Annotated in this window: 17 protein-coding genes and 1 tRNA gene; 7 read left to right on the forward strand and 11 right to left on the reverse strand. The window is 68.7% G+C overall.

The window, feature by feature from the left end:
* The first annotated feature begins 216 nt into the window (after positions 1–216).
* Positions 217–1,023 (forward strand): HAD family hydrolase, encoded by an 807-nt coding sequence (locus ACIBO2_RS20210; protein ID WP_358534653.1) that lies wholly within the window; start codon positions 217–219, stop codon positions 1,021–1,023.
* A 3-nt stretch (positions 1,024–1,026) separates the two neighbouring features.
* On the opposite strand, the gene ACIBO2_RS20215 is transcribed toward ACIBO2_RS20210, so the two are convergent.
* Positions 1,027–1,542: a bacterial proteasome activator family protein gene (locus tag ACIBO2_RS20215; RefSeq protein WP_225301362.1), complete on the reverse strand. Its 516-nt coding sequence runs from the start codon at positions 1,540–1,542 to the stop codon at positions 1,027–1,029.
* A 5-nt stretch (positions 1,543–1,547) separates the two neighbouring features.
* Positions 1,548–2,504, reverse strand: coding sequence for an NAD(P)H-quinone oxidoreductase (locus ACIBO2_RS20220; protein ID WP_358534655.1), 957 nt, complete (start codon positions 2,502–2,504; stop codon positions 1,548–1,550).
* 114 nt (positions 2,505–2,618) lie between these two features.
* Here ACIBO2_RS20220 and ACIBO2_RS20225 point away from each other — a divergent pair, with 114 nt between their 5' ends.
* Complete coding sequence (locus ACIBO2_RS20225) at positions 2,619–4,853, forward strand: AAA family ATPase (RefSeq protein WP_397298348.1); 2,235 nt, start codon at positions 2,619–2,621, stop codon at positions 4,851–4,853.
* A gap of 215 nt (positions 4,854–5,068) precedes the next feature.
* Here the strand turns inward: ACIBO2_RS20225 and ACIBO2_RS20230 are convergent, their stop codons facing one another.
* Positions 5,069–5,269 carry a hypothetical protein gene (locus ACIBO2_RS20230; RefSeq protein ID WP_358534659.1) on the reverse strand — a complete coding sequence of 67 codons (201 nt, stop codon included), beginning with the start codon at positions 5,267–5,269 and terminating at the stop codon, positions 5,069–5,071.
* 262 nt (positions 5,270–5,531) lie between these two features.
* Here ACIBO2_RS20230 and ACIBO2_RS20235 point away from each other — a divergent pair, with 262 nt between their 5' ends.
* Positions 5,532–6,350: a hypothetical protein gene (locus ACIBO2_RS20235; RefSeq protein ID WP_358534661.1), complete on the forward strand. Its 819-nt coding sequence runs from the start codon at positions 5,532–5,534 to the stop codon at positions 6,348–6,350.
* A gap of 111 nt (positions 6,351–6,461) precedes the next feature.
* On the opposite strand, the gene ACIBO2_RS20240 is transcribed toward ACIBO2_RS20235, so the two are convergent.
* Positions 6,462–6,653, reverse strand: coding sequence for a hypothetical protein (locus ACIBO2_RS20240; protein ID WP_358534663.1), 192 nt, complete (start codon positions 6,651–6,653; stop codon positions 6,462–6,464).
* A gap of 102 nt (positions 6,654–6,755) precedes the next feature.
* Here ACIBO2_RS20240 and ACIBO2_RS20245 point away from each other — a divergent pair, with 102 nt between their 5' ends.
* A complete protein-coding gene (locus ACIBO2_RS20245; RefSeq protein WP_397298351.1) occupies positions 6,756–6,899 on the forward strand; it encodes a hypothetical protein in 144 nt (47 codons plus the stop codon).
* A gap of 99 nt (positions 6,900–6,998) precedes the next feature.
* Here the strand turns inward: ACIBO2_RS20245 and ACIBO2_RS20250 are convergent.
* Positions 6,999–7,088, reverse strand: a tRNA-Ser gene (locus ACIBO2_RS20250).
* Between the two features lie 51 nt (positions 7,089–7,139).
* Between ACIBO2_RS20250 and ACIBO2_RS20255 the strand changes: the two genes are divergently transcribed.
* Entirely contained in the window at positions 7,140–7,469 is a 330-nt protein-coding gene (locus tag ACIBO2_RS20255) for an STAS domain-containing protein (RefSeq protein ID WP_358534667.1), read from the forward strand.
* Here the strand turns inward: ACIBO2_RS20255 and ACIBO2_RS20260 are convergent.
* From ACIBO2_RS20260 to ACIBO2_RS20285, 6 genes are read right to left on the reverse strand one after another with little or no spacing between them, the layout of a single operon-like run.
* Entirely contained in the window at positions 7,466–8,311 is an 846-nt protein-coding gene (locus ACIBO2_RS20260; RefSeq protein WP_358534669.1) for an NUDIX domain-containing protein, read from the reverse strand. The two genes, ACIBO2_RS20255 and ACIBO2_RS20260, sit on opposite strands and share 4 nt — an antisense overlap.
* Positions 8,312–8,337: 26 nt before the next feature.
* Positions 8,338–9,096, reverse strand: a complete 759-nt coding sequence (locus ACIBO2_RS20265) for a M15 family metallopeptidase (RefSeq protein WP_358534671.1) — start codon at positions 9,094–9,096, stop codon at positions 8,338–8,340.
* Positions 9,097–9,140: 44 nt separating this feature from the next.
* Complete coding sequence (locus ACIBO2_RS20270; RefSeq protein WP_358534673.1) at positions 9,141–9,626, reverse strand: universal stress protein; 486 nt, start codon at positions 9,624–9,626, stop codon at positions 9,141–9,143.
* A 15-nt stretch (positions 9,627–9,641) separates the two neighbouring features.
* Complete coding sequence (locus tag ACIBO2_RS20275) at positions 9,642–9,881, reverse strand: hypothetical protein (RefSeq protein WP_358534675.1); 240 nt, start codon at positions 9,879–9,881, stop codon at positions 9,642–9,644.
* Entirely contained in the window at positions 9,878–10,303 is a 426-nt protein-coding gene (locus tag ACIBO2_RS20280; RefSeq protein ID WP_357962320.1) for a hypothetical protein, read from the reverse strand. Before ACIBO2_RS20280 ends, ACIBO2_RS20275 begins: the two co-directional genes overlap by 4 nt.
* Positions 10,300–12,036, reverse strand: a complete 1,737-nt coding sequence (locus ACIBO2_RS20285) for an MDR family MFS transporter (protein WP_397298355.1) — start codon at positions 12,034–12,036, stop codon at positions 10,300–10,302. The genes ACIBO2_RS20280 and ACIBO2_RS20285 overlap by 4 nt, the downstream gene beginning before the upstream one ends.
* A 164-nt stretch (positions 12,037–12,200) precedes the next feature.
* Here ACIBO2_RS20285 and ACIBO2_RS20290 point away from each other — a divergent pair, with 164 nt between their 5' ends.
* Positions 12,201–12,773: a TetR family transcriptional regulator gene (locus tag ACIBO2_RS20290; protein WP_358534681.1), complete on the forward strand. Its 573-nt coding sequence runs from the start codon at positions 12,201–12,203 to the stop codon at positions 12,771–12,773.
* 44 nt (positions 12,774–12,817) lie between these two features.
* Entirely contained in the window at positions 12,818–13,603 is a 786-nt protein-coding gene (locus ACIBO2_RS20295; RefSeq protein WP_397298358.1) for an SDR family oxidoreductase, read from the forward strand.
* The last annotated feature ends 23 nt before the right edge of the window (positions 13,604–13,626 follow it).

Genomic DNA, 13,626 nt, shown 5'->3' on the forward strand with positions numbered 1-13,626 from the left:
CTCCCTCAGGATGTGAATCTATGGGACCCGCACCTCGCGAGTCCCGGTGTGTCGTACAGCAAGCACCCGGGGTGGCTCAGACAAAGTCATGCTGGTTTTCACAACGGGATCAGCTAATACAACGCCATCACATCTAACACCATTCTGGCGCGTTGGTGTTCCCGTCCCTAGGAAGATTTCTGGCCGGCGGCATGACCGGGCAAACTGGAACCTGTTATGCGAAGCCTTGCAACGCCGCGTCTTGTGGCCACCGACCTCGACGGAACCGCTCTGCGGACCGACGGAACCGTCTCTCCCCGTACGGCAGCGGCGTTCGCGAGAGTCGAAGAAACTGGTGCCGTCCTCGTGTTCGTCACGGGTCGCCCGCCTAGATGGATGAGCAGCGTGGCGGGTGCGGTGCGTCACCGAGGGTTGGCAATCTGTGCAAACGGTGCGTTGATCTACGATCTGCATACCGAACAGATAGTGGAATCTCACCTCATCACGGTCGAGGTACTGGAGCAAGTCGTCGCTCAGCTAAGAGCGAACGTGCCCGAACTCGCATTTTCGGTCGAGTATGAAGGTGGTTTTGCGCATGAGTCCGATTTCCCACTCGGTGGTTGGGACAGCAAGGCCATCGGCGGCCTGCGCGTCGGCGCGGCGACGCTGACCGCACGACCCTGCGCCAAACTGCTGGCCCTGCACCCGGACATGGCTCCCGACCCGCTGCACGAGGCCGTGTGCGAGCTCGTGGGACACCTGGTGACCCCCACGCACTCCAGCGGCCGAGGGCTGATCGAGATGAGCGCCCACGGTGTGACAAAGGCCACCGCCCTGGCCGCGCTCGCCGAAAGCCACGCGATCAAACCATCACAGGTGGTGGCGTTCGGTGACATGCCGAACGACCTGCCCATGCTGGGCTGGGCCGGTACGTCCTACGCGGTCGCCAACGCGCACCCTGACGTACTGGCCGCCGTGGACCATGTGACGGCGGCCAACAACGACGACGGTGTCGCGCTCGTACTCGAAGAGCTTTACAGATGAGCCTTACAGGTAGGGGCCCGAGCCGCCGTGCGGTCGCTGCGAGTCGTCACCGTGGGGCACGCCGGGCAGCGCCCTGCGCATCTGCTCCAACTGGGCGCGCGCCGCCATCTGCTGCGCGAACAGCGTCGTCTGGATGCCGTGGAACAAGCCTTCGAGCCAGCCCACGAGCTGGGCGTGCGCGATGCGCAGCTCGGCCTCGCTGGGCGGCGTGCCGTTCTCGTCGGTGAAAGGCAGCGACAGCCGTTCGAGCTCGTCGACCAGCTCGGGGGCCAGGCCGTCCTCGAGCTCCTTGATGGACGACTCGTGGATCTCCTTCAACCGCTTACGGCTGGCCTCGTCGAGAGGAGCCGCCCGGACCTCTTCGAGAAGCTGGCGGATCATGCTGCCGATGCGCATCACCTTGGCGGGCTGCTCGACGAGGTTCGTCACCGAGCGCTCATCCTCGCCGTTATCACCCTGACCCTGGAAGTCCGGGCCCACCACCACGATGTGGGGGGTGTTGTTGTCCTCAGCATTCATAACACTCACCGTACTAGCAGGATTTTGCCGATGTGCTCTCCCGATTCCATCATTCGGTGCGCCTCCGCCGCCTCCGCCATGGGCACCTCCGCGTACACCACAGGGCGTACCGCTCCCGCGCTGATCAGCGGCCATACGTTGTCGACGACGCCGCGTACGACGACGCCCTTCTCGTCGGCCGGGCGGGCGCGCAGCGTGGACCCGTGGATGGTCGCCCGCTTGGCCATCAGGGCGCCCAGATCGATCTCGGCCTTGGCGCCGCCCTGCAGCCCGATGATCACCAACCGGCCGCCCGTACGGAGTGCCCGGATATTTCTGGACAGGTATTTGGCGCCGATGATGTCGAGGATCACATCGGCCGCCACCCGCTCGGCGAAGTCCTCCTCGTGGTAGTCGACCGTCTCGTCGGCGCCCAGCTCCTTGAGGCGCTCCAGCTTCGCCGCCGACCCGGCCGTCGCGGCCACCCGCGACCCGAACGCCTTGGCCAGCTGGATCGCGAACGTCCCGATCCCGCTCGCCCCGCCGTGCACCAGCAGCGTCTCGCTGCGCCGCAGCCGAGCGGTCATGAACACGTTGGACCAGACCGTGCACGCCACCTCGGGCAGCCCGGCCACCTCGACCAGCCGTACGCCCTCGGGCGCGGGCATCACCTGCTGCCACGGGACGGCCACCCGCTCGGCGTAGCCACCGCCGGCCAGTAGTGCGCACACCTCGTCGCCCGGTGTGACATGTTCCACGTCCTCGCCGATCTCGGCCACCACGCCGGAGACCTCCAGCCCCGGGTACGGAGGCGCGCCGGGCGGCGGATCGTAAAATCCTTGGCGTTGAAGGAGGTCGGCCCGGTTGACCCCGGCGGCCACCACGTCGATGAGGACTTCGCCCTCGTCAGGACGTGGATCCGGCACCTCGCGCCACTCCAGAACCTCTGGTGGTCCGGGCCTGGTGATCTCGATGGCTCGCATGCAATCACCGTAGCCGGGCAAGGAAGTTATAGGTTGGCGACCACTGCCGCGAGTCATGGCGTTAACCTGCAATGTATTTGCTGCCCCTTTACACCCACCAGGGGGAGAAACACGGTGGCAAGACACGATCGAGAGGAATCTCTCGAGGAACAGCTGGCCTGGCTGGACGCGATCAAGGAGACGGAAGAGGCTCCGATCTCGGTCAGCGCCTCTGCCTCGGAGGACTCCGTCGCTTCGCCGTACCCCCAGGACCCTTGGCTCTCGGTGCCGACTCAACACGAGACGCCGACGCCGCTGTTCAGGGCCGCGGTCGACTCCGTGTACGGCACGCCGCCCGCGGAGGACCTCGCCGACGGGGGGAGCTCGCCGTCCGGCACGAGGGACCTTGGCAAAAAGGACATCGGCCCGAAGGACGACGTCCAGCCCGTCTCGCCACCGGTGAGCCTGGGCAAGGCCGACGACGGGTTCCTGGCGCCGCTCAAGCCGCTGCCCCGGCCCGACGACACCGACTCCTACTCGCTGCTGTCGTTCCCGGAGCCGGCGAAGAAGCCGGTGGTCGAGGAGGCGGAGGAGGAGACGAAGTCCGCCTGGCCCGTGCCGCCGGACTGGTCGCGCCCGACGGAGACCTTCGACGAGCCGCGCCCGGCCGATAAGACCGACAAGGTCGAGGAGCCCTCTTCGGGCACCGTCGAGCCGCCGCCCGCGGAGGACGCCACGGAGCCACGGCTGGAGGTCCCGCTGACCTTCGACAAGCCGCTGAGCTTCGACAAGGCGATGAGCTTCGACACGCCGCCCGCGTTCGACCCGCCCGCCTTCGACAAGCCCGCGGCCGAAAAGCCGCTCTTCAACAAGCCAGGCTTGGACAAGCCGCTGAGCTTCGATCTGCCGCTGAGCTTCGACAAGCCACCGGCCGCCGAGAAGCCCCCGGCCGTCGACCAGCCGTCCGCCTTCGACAAGCCGTCGGCCCTCGACCAGCCGTCGCCGCCGCGCGCTTTCGATGAGCCCCGCGCTTTCGAGGAGTCGCGGACCCTCGACGAGCCGCCGCCCGCCCGCGCCTTCGACAAGCCGAAGCCACCGTCCAGGCTGTTCGACGAGCCGAAGCCGTACGAGCGGGACCGCGCCTACGAGCAGGACCGCTCCCATGAGCCTGAGCGTTCCTTCCAGCAGGACCGTTCCCACGAGCAGGACCGCTCATGGGACCAGCCACGCTCCTACGACCAGGACCGCTCCTACGACCAGGACCGCTCCTACGACCAGGACCGCTCCTACGACCAGGACCGCGCCTACGAGCAGCCGCGCCCCTTCGAAGAGCCGCAGCCGCGCGCCTTCGAAGAGCCAGAGCCTCCCGCTCCGCGCCGCCGCCCCGCCCCCGTTCCGGTCTTCAACGCCCCGCCCCGCCCCCCGATCACCGGCAGGCCCACGGCCGACAGCCTCGACCCCGAGTCGCTGCTGCGCGGTCGCCGCAACGCCCCCTCCAAGGGCTGGCGCCGGCTGATCTACAAGGCGTCGGGCGGCTGGATCAAGCCGGGCGAGCCGCCAGAGGTCCGCCGCCGCCGTGAGCTGCTGACCAGGGCCCGCACCCCGGTCGCCACCGGTCACCACCGCGTGGCCGTACTGAGCCTCAAGGGCGGTGTGGGCAAGACCACGACCACGGTCGGCCTGGGCGCCACCCTCGCCGCGATGCGCGGCGACCGGGTGATCGCGGTCGACGCGAACCCCGACCGCGGGACGCTGTCCGACAAGCTCACGTTGGAGACCTCGGCGACCGTACGTGACCTGCTCAACGAGAGCGACCAGGTCAAGAGGTACGTGGACATCAGGGCGTTCACCTCGCAGGCGCCTTCGCGGCTGGAGGTGCTCGCGTCGGACCGTGACCCGTCGGTGTCCGAGGCGTTCAGCGGCGCCGATTACCAGGCCGTCTCACAGGTGCTGGAGAACTTTTACTCGATCTGCATCACCGACTGCGGCACCGGCCTGCTCCACTCGGCCATGGGCGGCGTGCTCGGCCTCGCCGACCAGATCGTGCTGGTCAGCTCGCCGTCCGTGGATGGTGCCAGGGCCGCGTCGGCGACGCTCGACTGGCTGGAGGCGCACCACTACGGCAACCTGGTCAGGGAAGCGACCGTGGTGCTCTGCAGCGTCCGGCCGCGCTCGAAGTCGGCGGTCGACATCTCCAAGCTGGAGGCCCACTTCGCCGCGCGGTGCCGCGCGGTGATCCGCGTGCCGTACGACCCACATCTGGAGGAAGGCGCCGAGATCGACCTCGAACGCCTCCAGGAACCGACCAGGGAGGCCTACCTACAGCTGGCCGCCTCCGTCGGCGACGGATTCGCCGCACAGGGGGAGTAAACGCGGGGGATCTTGCCGCGCATCGCTACTTTCAGCACTCCCGACACCGCAGAAACGGCACCTTCTCCCGGGAAGGTGCCGTTGTCGTATTGGCTAGCGCTGTGAGCGGTCGAGGCGCGGCGGTCAGCGGATCGGAGTACGCAAGTCCCAGAGCCGCCCAGATCGCCCACCGCATGTCGGCTCTCGCTTCAAGGCCCGATGGGCGTCGAGGGGACTTAATACTGCGGCGGGTAAGGGCCCTGCTGCTGATAATGCTGCACCGGGACAGTGCGCTTCACCCGCCACCCGATGAACGTGACGGGGATCGCGACCAGCAGCCAGAAACCGATCGTGAAGAACGTCAACCAGGAGTGCACGAAGATCCACAGGCACAGGTGGACGCCGAACGTGACCGGGTTGAAGCCGCGCTCCTTCACGATTCTGGTCTGTACCGGCCCGTACTGAGGGCCGGACGCTGGCCCGTACTGAGGCTGGCTGTGTGGCTGAGCCTGATACGGCTGACCGCCGTACGGGCCTTGCGGCTGCGGGGGGTAGCCCATGGCACGACTCCAGGTAGACGACGGGAACAGTGTTTGACGCCTTGAGCATGCGCTCGGTTGACCACCACGCATGTCCGGATGCGGACAAGGCAGAGGCTCAGTCGAGTCGGGTCCGCCCATGTCTTGTGACGCGTACGTTGTGCGCCTGCACGAGGCGCTCCCACACCTGGCGCGCTTTGGCGTACCGGCCGCGGCCCGTCTCCTCGTAGCCGGTGGCGTTGTACCGGAGGATCAGGAACTCGCCACCCTGGCAGTCGCAGGTCGGTTCGCCTTTGAGACCCGAGACGACGAGGCCTCAAGGGCGTTGTATGCCGCGGCGACCGACGCGGCCAGTGGTCTCGGCGCACCGTGGCGCCGCGCAATCGTCCACATGAGTCACGCGCTCGTCACGCTGTACTCGATGCCCGACCTTGAGCTAGTGAAGGCACTCGTCGACGCGGCAGTTCGTCATGCCCGAGCCGGCGAGAGTGTGACGGTCCGAGCTCGCGCGCACGCCCTCCAGGCAGAGATCGCAGCCCGAGCCGGCAAGCAGAAATACGCGCAGACAGCGCTAGCGCTCGCGTGGTATGACATCGACAGCGACCGCCATGGAGACCCGTCGACGAGCTCGTTCTCGCCTGCCCACCTACGCGGGTTCGAGGGCGTCACGTCGCTGTTCATCGGAGACCCGTCCGAGGCGCACGACTACTTCGCTCGCTCGGCCGAGTCGCTCGTCGCCCCGCGCGAGCGGGTGCAGCGGGCCATCGTGTCGACCGATCAGGCCCTCGCCCGCATCCGCCTCGACGATCCGCGTTCGGCCGCCGCATTGCTGCATGAGTGCATCGATGCCGCCTCCGAAACGGGAGGTCGAGTCGCCGCGATCCGCCTGCGCCATGCGCGGCGCGAGCTGGGCCGATGGCGGCGCGAGGATTTCGTCGCTGACCTCGACGATCACTTTTTCGAGTCGCTGGGCGGGTAGGCGAGCTCTGAACGCCGTGTTCCCCCAAAGGTCGCGAAGCGTGTTAGACCTCCGGCCGTTGTGGCACTTCAGAAGCCGGGTGTTCGTCTCGGACTGTAGCGTTCCCATGACCTATTCGGCGGTGATGCCCACCAGGTCGGTCAGCGTGGTGATACGCCAGTCGGCTGCGGCGGCGACTGACTCGTCAGCTCCGTCACCAGGGTTGACCCCCGCGTCATCGCCGACGCCCCGCCTGGCGCCACGCTCGCCATAGCCGCTCTCACCGGGCTGCACCTGGAGACCGAGGAAGAGGGCGGGACCCACCGGGTATGGGTGGTCAACCCGGAGCGCGGTGATGAACGGGCGATGACGCTGTGAGAGCAGGGGCCTAAGACGTTTCCCGTCTTCCATATCGGCACCCGGCCAGTGTGGGACGAGGTGGTCGCCGCCTACTTCCGATGGGTGGACTGGGGAGAGCCGCGCCGCGACCGGTTCGGGCTGACGGTCACGGCGGAGGGGCAGCGGTTCTGGCTGGACAATCCGGGCTCCGCGCTGCGTGTGCCGAGCTGAACAAGACCTCATGCGAACGGTCCTGCCTGGTGCACCTGTACGTCTGGGCTGCCACAGCCGTACTCGGTGCTGCCCGCAAAGGGCAGAAGTCCTGAAACGTGGCGGAGGGTGTGGGATTCGAACCCACGAGGCCATCGCTGACCTGGCCGCTTTCAAGGCGGCTGCACTCGTCCACTATGCGAACCCTCCAGTGCGCACACCACCATAGCGGCTGCGGTGACACCGGTGTACGTTCGGGAGGTGGCGGATCTCAGCGTTGAGGTGGACCGGGCCGAGGGCAGCGCGCGCGTGCGCCTCGACGGTGATCTCGACAAGCTCACCGCCCCCCGGCTCAGGAAGGTCCTCACCGAGCTGATCGCGGCCGGTCATGTCTCGATCGTCATCGACACGAGCGCGCTGGCGTTCTGCGATTCCAGCGGCTTGTGGGTGCTGGTCGAGCACCAGCGCAAGGTCGGCGAGTGCGGGGGCTCGCTCGGGCTCACGGGCGTGCAGGGGGTGCTGCGCCGGGTGCTCGATGTGACCGGTCTGAAAGCCGCCTTCGACAGCGTCCACCCATCGGCGGCGTCCTAGTCGTCCAGCTGTGACAGCAGCCATTTGGGCCCCACCGTCCTGGCTCCCAGCCCGCTGACGCGCTCCTTGAGCCCCCTGTCCGCCGTCACCACGACCACCCTCTCCCACGGCCGCGCCCGCCGTACGACGTCCACGATCGCGTCGTCTCCGCTGTCCGTCGCCGCCACCACCTCGATGCCGGGCACGTCCGGCGCCGTCTTCGCGGCGCCCTCCACGACCGCCACGATCCGTGGGTACCACTGCGCGAGCACCGGATGCCGCAGCCGCAGCGTCGCCACCTCGGCCAGCAGTCGCGTGGCCGCGCCGAGCCGGTCCTTCCACCAGCCGTGCTCGGCTCGGGCGCCGACGATGTTCGCGACGTCGAGCACCAGCGTCTCGGGGGTGAGCTCCGGCTGGATCTTGTCCCACGTCTCGGCGAAGCCGGGGTGCAGCTTCCTGGCCTTGATCTCGGGCAGCGGTACCCAGCGCAGCTCGGTGCTCTCGTTGTTGGCGGGCGCCGCGGCCAGCAGCGCGGCCGACTCGGCGATCACGGTCTCGAACGTCCACCCGCCGTGATCGTCGAGGTAGACACCCTGCACGCGCAGCTCGTCGCCGGGTATGGACGCCTCTTCGTGCGCCTCGCGCAGCGCGCTCGTCACGGCGTCCTCGTGGCTGTCCCGCGCGCCTCCCGGCAGTCCCCAGGTGCCGCCGTGGTGGCTCCACCAGACCCGCTCCTGCATGAGCACGTACGGGACGCCGTGCTCGTCATGGTGTACGGCCAGGAGCCCCGAGGCCCCGTGCAGCCCCCAGTGCCGGTGCCCGCGGGCGCACTGGGTCCAACCGTCGCCGTCCTTAGCCGCCATGACTTGATTCTGTCAGGCCGATGCCCTCATCTGCCGTTACGGCTGAAGTGCTGGTAGTCCCTGGTGCCCGACCACTCGCCGCCCCAGCCCCAGCCCACCGAGGCGAAAGCCTTGACAACCCGGTCGCCCGAGTTGATCACACCTTCGCCCTTCGCGGGGCGCTTGGCGAACTTCTTGGCGTTCGGGTGGGCGGTGCTGCCGCTCGCGGTGACGTACGGGTTCTCGCGCGGGTTGATGTCGATCGCCTCGCCGAAGGCGTGGTTGGACCAGTTGCTGGACCCGGTGGCCGCGCGGCAGTTGAAGGCCGAGGTGTTGTCGGCGTCGATGGAGTCGTAGTCGTCGCCCTTGTAGACGTCGACGAGTCGCATCTGCTTGATCGGGTAGCGCATGGCGTACAGCTTCCCGAAGACCTTGACGACGTCGCCGGTGACCGTCTTGCGCACGACCAGCTCGCCGGTGTGCGCCTTGTCGTCGAAGCCCCAGTAGGTCATCGTGATCAGGCGCAGGTCCTGGTAGGAGACCGGGCAGCCGGGTTTCCACGAGTAGGGGAGCCGGGCGCGGGAGACCTTGGCGACCTTGGCGCTGAACCTGGGCGGCTCCGCGGGCTTGGGCGAGGCGGTCTTCGCCGTCGGGGTGGGCGTCGCGGGCACGGGCGGCTGGGTCTGAGCCCCGGCGGCCTGAGCGTCGGCCGGCGGCTGCTGGGGTCCCTCTTGTGAGGCGACCGGCGCCTGCCCACCGCACGAAACTGACGCGAACACCACAAAGGCAGCGGCAGTACGTTTCATGCGGCCACCTTACGCGACGCCCTAACAAGCGACGTCGTACGAGGTCAGGGCACGATCAGCACGGTACGCCGAGCCCGCTTGGCCAGCCCCACGGCCACCGAGCCGCCGAAGGTGTGCCACGTGGATCGGGACCGGCCCACCACGATGGCGTCGGCCATGCAGGAGGCGGCGAGCGTCTCCAGCTCCCGCGCGGTGTCACCGCGTACCGAGACGAACCGCCACGGAACCCCGACCCCGCTCAGCTCCGTCCGCAGATCCTCGGTCAGGTCTCCGGCCGAGTCGGGGATGATCGGCGCGCCCGCGAAGAACCACAGCGTGGCGCTGGTGAGGGTCTCCACGAACGCGATGAGCAGCGCGGCGTTGTCCCGCCGGGCGAGCCCGGCCGCGTACGCGAGCGCGTTGCGGCTCGGGCCCGATCCGTCGAAGCCGACCACCAGCAGCCCGGTGCCGTCCTTGCCGATCTCGAACTGCCCGCTGGGGAGCTTGCCTACCAGGGGCTCCCACCGGTCGTCTGTGCTCTCGCCGAACACGGCATGCCTCGCACGTCAGCCGTCGGCGACGTGCTTGCCGCGGCCGGCGAGCTCGCGCAGCGCGTCGGCCGCGTAGATCACGAGGGCGACGAACGAGAGGCCGGCCAGCCCGCCGCCGACCCACAGGTCGTTGACCGTCGCGTCGGCGTAGGCCGCGCCCCTGGGCTGGTAGCCCACCGCGAACGGTGCCGCGATCAGCCACACGCCGGCCAGGAACAGCAGGATGAGGGCGGAGACGCCCATTTTCGCCTTCATCGGTTGTCCTCCACTCCCACCAGGGCGGCCTTGCCGTTCTGGCGGTGTTCGCCGCCGCCGCGTCCGGCGGTGTTCAGGTCCTCACGCAGTGCCTCGACGAGTGGGGCGAGCAGGCTCGCCAGCTCCGCGGACGACGCCTGCGGCGCGGCCGCCACCGGCTCGGGCTCCGGCTCGGCCTGCTTCTGCCGTACGGCCACCAGGCCCCGCACGACGAGCTCCTCGTGAATGGCCGCGGCGAAGGCGGCCACGCCGATGAGCCCGACGACGGCGACGCCCAGGCCGGTGAAGAACTCGGATGTGGTCGGGTCGGTCCAGTCGGCGTTCTCCGGCTGGGTGCCGAGGGCGAACGGGGCGATCATCAGCCAGAGCCCGGCCATGAGGGCCAGGGCGGCCGCGACGGCGCCCACGAACTTGCGAATCATGCGGAAACTCCTCCTGTGACGAGGTCTTTCTGCGGCGGCGCGGCCTGCGCGATCAGAGCGCGTGAGGTGGGACGCAGCACGCTCTGCACGACCGATCTGGCGCGCTCCCGTTCTGTACGGTCATCGGGCGGCGCCATCCTGGCGACCGCGGACAGCAGGGCGGACGGCTGGTCGGTGGCTCGCTCGATCCGCTGGGCGATGAGCTCCAGCAGCAGCCCGGCCAGGACCAGGTCGTCCTTGCTGAGCGGCTTGGGCTCCGGCGCGGGGGCCGCGCCGCCTCTGAGCGGCAGCTCCTTGAGGAAGAGCGTCGCCACGAAGCCGAGCAGCGCGATCGGCACGCCGACGATGAAGACGGTCTCCAGGCCCCGGGTGAAGGCCTCGAGCACGATGTGCTTGATCGGTCCGGGCAGCGCCTGGATGGAGCTGGGGCTGCCCAGCTTGGGCGAGGAGCCGCCAGGCAGCGCGATGTGCGCGGCCCGCAGCATGTCGGCCATCTCGTTCTTGAGGCGGTTGGTGAGGATCGCGCCGAACGCGGCCACGCCCACGGCGCCGCCGAGTGAGCGGAAGAACGAGACACCCGCCGTGGTGGAGGCCATGTCACGCAGCTCGGAACCGTTCTGCGCGGCCAGGATGAGCATCTGCATCGACAGGCCGAGCCCGATACCCAGGACGCCCACGTCGAACCCGATGAGCCACTGGCTCGACTCCACATGCAGCCGCGACAGCAGGAACAGTCCCGCGGCCACGATCAGCAGGCCCGCCACCGGGAAGATCTTCCACCGGCCGGTCTGAGTGACGATCTTCCCGGAGATCACACCGGCCAGGAACAACGCCACCACCATGGGCAGCGTCATCAGCCCCGACTCGGTGGGGCTCAGCCCCTTGACGATCTGCAGATACTGCGGCAGGTAGATCATCGCGCCGAACATCGCCATGCCGACGAACAGCGAGGCGATGCTGGTGAGCACGAACGTCGGGTTCCTGAACAGCCTGGGCGGCAGGATCGGGTTGCGGGCCGTGCGCTCGGACAGCACCGCCAGGGCCAGCATGAGCAGGCTGAAAGCCCCCAAGGCGTAGGTCCAGAAGGAGTTCCACTCGAACTCCGTGCCGCCCAGCGTCAGCAGCAGCATCAACCCGCTCGCGCTGGCCGTGATGGTGGTGGCGCCCCAGATGTCGATGGAGGTGTTGCGCCGTACCTTGGGCAGCTTCAGCACCCGCTGGATCACCGCGAACGCGATCACCGCGAACGGGACGACCACGTAGAAGCACCACCGCCAGCCGAGCCAGTCGGTGTCCACGATGAACCCGCCGAGCAGCGGCCCGGCGACCGTGGAGATGCCGAAGACGGCCCCCATGTACCCCGAGTAGCGGCCGCGCTCCCTCGGCGACACGATGTCACCGAGGATCACCTGAGCGAGGGCCGACAGACCGCCCACACCCAGACCTTGTATGGCGCGCGCCGCGATGAGCTGCCCGATGTTCTGCGACAGACCGGCCACGAGCGACGCCGCGACGAACAGTCCCAAGGCGCTCTGGAACAGCAGCTTCCGGCCCCAGAGGTCGGACAGCTTGCCCCACAACGGCGTGGAGACCGTCATCGTCAGCATGGTCGCCGACGCCACCCACGAATACTGGTCCTGGCCGCCGAGTTCTCCCACGATCGTCGGCAGTGCCGTGCCAACCACCGACGTCGAGATCATCGAGGTGAGCATGGCGAGCATGAGCCCGGACATGACCTCGAGAATTTCGCGGTGGGTGTAATGCCGCCTCGCGGGGGCCGCGGCCTGTGTCTGGGCTACCAAGACACCACATCCCCTTCTTACCGTTTTCTCCTCGGCGAGTATACGCCCGTTTACTAGCCGCGCGGCAAGTGGGGTCCGCTGAGTAGAGTTCGGGCATGGAAGCGCAGGTGACTGACGTCCGGCCGCGAGATCGCGCGGCCACCCGCCAGCGGCTGCTGGAGGCGGCGCGCATGCTGTTCGGCGAATACGGCTATGAGCAGGTGACGGTCCGCATGATCGCCTCGGCGGCGGACGCCAACATCGCCCTGGTGGGGCGCTATTTCGGCTCCAAGTCGGGCCTGTTCGGCGAGGTGCTGGCGGGCGAGCCGACGGTCCGCGCCGTGGTCGAGGGCGACCGGGCGGGCCTGCCCAGGCGACTGGCCGAGTACGCCGCCCAACGCATGAGCCACGACCCGGAGACCCCGATCCTGCGCTCGCTCGAACGATCGGCGGGCGACCCCGAGATCCAGGCCCTCGTGCGCGAGCGCCTGCACACCGTCGTTCTGGAGCCCATCGCGGCGCTCCTGGGCGGCCCGGACGCGCACGCGCGGGCCCGGATGGCGACGGCGGTTTTCCTGGGCATCGGCTCGGTCCGCCGCCTCATCGGCCCCGAGACGCCGTCACCCGCCGACGTCGACCGGCTCACAGCGGTGTTCGAACTCTGCCTGGGCCTGGAGACCCGTCCCTAGCGCTGGTATTGAAACAGGTTTCACTTTGATCATAGGGTCATGACATGATCCTGGACCGCTTCCGCGTCACCGGCCACGCCGCGATCGTCACCGGCGCCGGCCGGGGCATCGGCGCGGCGACCGCCATCGCACTCGCCCAGGCGGGCGCGGATGTCGCGATCTCCGCCCGTACGGAGGAGCAACTGCGCGCCGTCGCAGCTCAGATCGAGGAGGCGGGCAGACGGGCACTGATCGTGCCCGCCGACCTGAGCGTGCCGGGCGCCATGGAGGGGCTCGCGGAGCAGGCCGCCGACGCCTTCGGTCGGCTGGACGCGATCGTCAACAACGTGGGCGGGGCGATGCCCCGCGCCTTCCTCGACACCACCCGGAAACATCTTGAGAACGCGTTCCAGTTCAACGTCGGGCTCGCGCACGAGCTGACGCGGGCGGCCGTACCGCACCTGCTGAAGAACGGCGGCTCGGTGGTGAACATCTCCTCGGCCGTCGGCCGGACGGCGGGCCGGGGCTATCTGGCGTACGGCAGCGCCAAGGCGGCGCTCACGCACTACACGCGGCTGGCCGCGCGCGACCTGGCGCCCAAGGTGCGGGTCAACGCGGTCGCTGTCGGCGCGGTCGCCACCTCCGCCCTCGACATCGTCATGACCGACGAGAACCTGCGTACCCAGATGGAGCGGGCCACCCCGTTGAAGCGGATCGGCGAACCGGAGGACGTGGCGGCCACGGTGCTCTACCTGGTGTCCCCGGCCGGGCGCTACCTGACCGGAAAGGTGCTGGAGGTCGACGGAGGCATCGACCAGCCCAACCTCGACCTCGGGCTACCCGACCTCTGAAGCTGGTCCGAAATCCCGTTGAA

Source organism: Nonomuraea sp. NPDC050022, from assembly GCF_044460705.1.
GTDB lineage: Bacteria > Actinomycetota > Actinomycetes > Streptosporangiales > Streptosporangiaceae > Nonomuraea.

What these genes read in the sequence shown, in the direction of transcription:
- ACIBO2_RS20210 (WP_358534653.1), top strand. Translation starts at nt 217, where the DNA reads ATGCGAAGCCTTGCAACGCCGCGTCTTGTGGCCACCGACCTCGACGGA.
- ACIBO2_RS20215 (WP_225301362.1), bottom strand. Translation starts at nt 1,542, where the DNA reads ATGAATGCTGAGGACAACAACACCCCCCACATCGTGGTGGTGGGCCCG.
- ACIBO2_RS20220 (WP_358534655.1), bottom strand. Translation starts at nt 2,504, where the DNA reads ATGCGAGCCATCGAGATCACCAGGCCCGGACCACCAGAGGTTCTGGAG.
- ACIBO2_RS20260 (WP_358534669.1), bottom strand. Translation starts at nt 8,311, where the DNA reads ATGGCGGCTAAGGACGGCGACGGTTGGACCCAGTGCGCCCGCGGGCAC.
- ACIBO2_RS20265 (WP_358534671.1), bottom strand. Translation starts at nt 9,096, where the DNA reads ATGAAACGTACTGCCGCTGCCTTTGTGGTGTTCGCGTCAGTTTCGTGC.
- ACIBO2_RS20275 (WP_358534675.1), bottom strand. Translation starts at nt 9,881, where the DNA reads ATGAAGGCGAAAATGGGCGTCTCCGCCCTCATCCTGCTGTTCCTGGCC.
- ACIBO2_RS20280 (WP_357962320.1), bottom strand. Translation starts at nt 10,303, where the DNA reads ATGATTCGCAAGTTCGTGGGCGCCGTCGCGGCCGCCCTGGCCCTCATG.
- ACIBO2_RS20285 (WP_397298355.1), bottom strand. Translation starts at nt 12,036, where the DNA reads ATGTCCGGGCTCATGCTCGCCATGCTCACCTCGATGATCTCGACGTCG.
- ACIBO2_RS20290 (WP_358534681.1), top strand. Translation starts at nt 12,201, where the DNA reads ATGGAAGCGCAGGTGACTGACGTCCGGCCGCGAGATCGCGCGGCCACC.
- ACIBO2_RS20295 (WP_397298358.1), top strand. Translation starts at nt 12,818, where the DNA reads ATGATCCTGGACCGCTTCCGCGTCACCGGCCACGCCGCGATCGTCACC.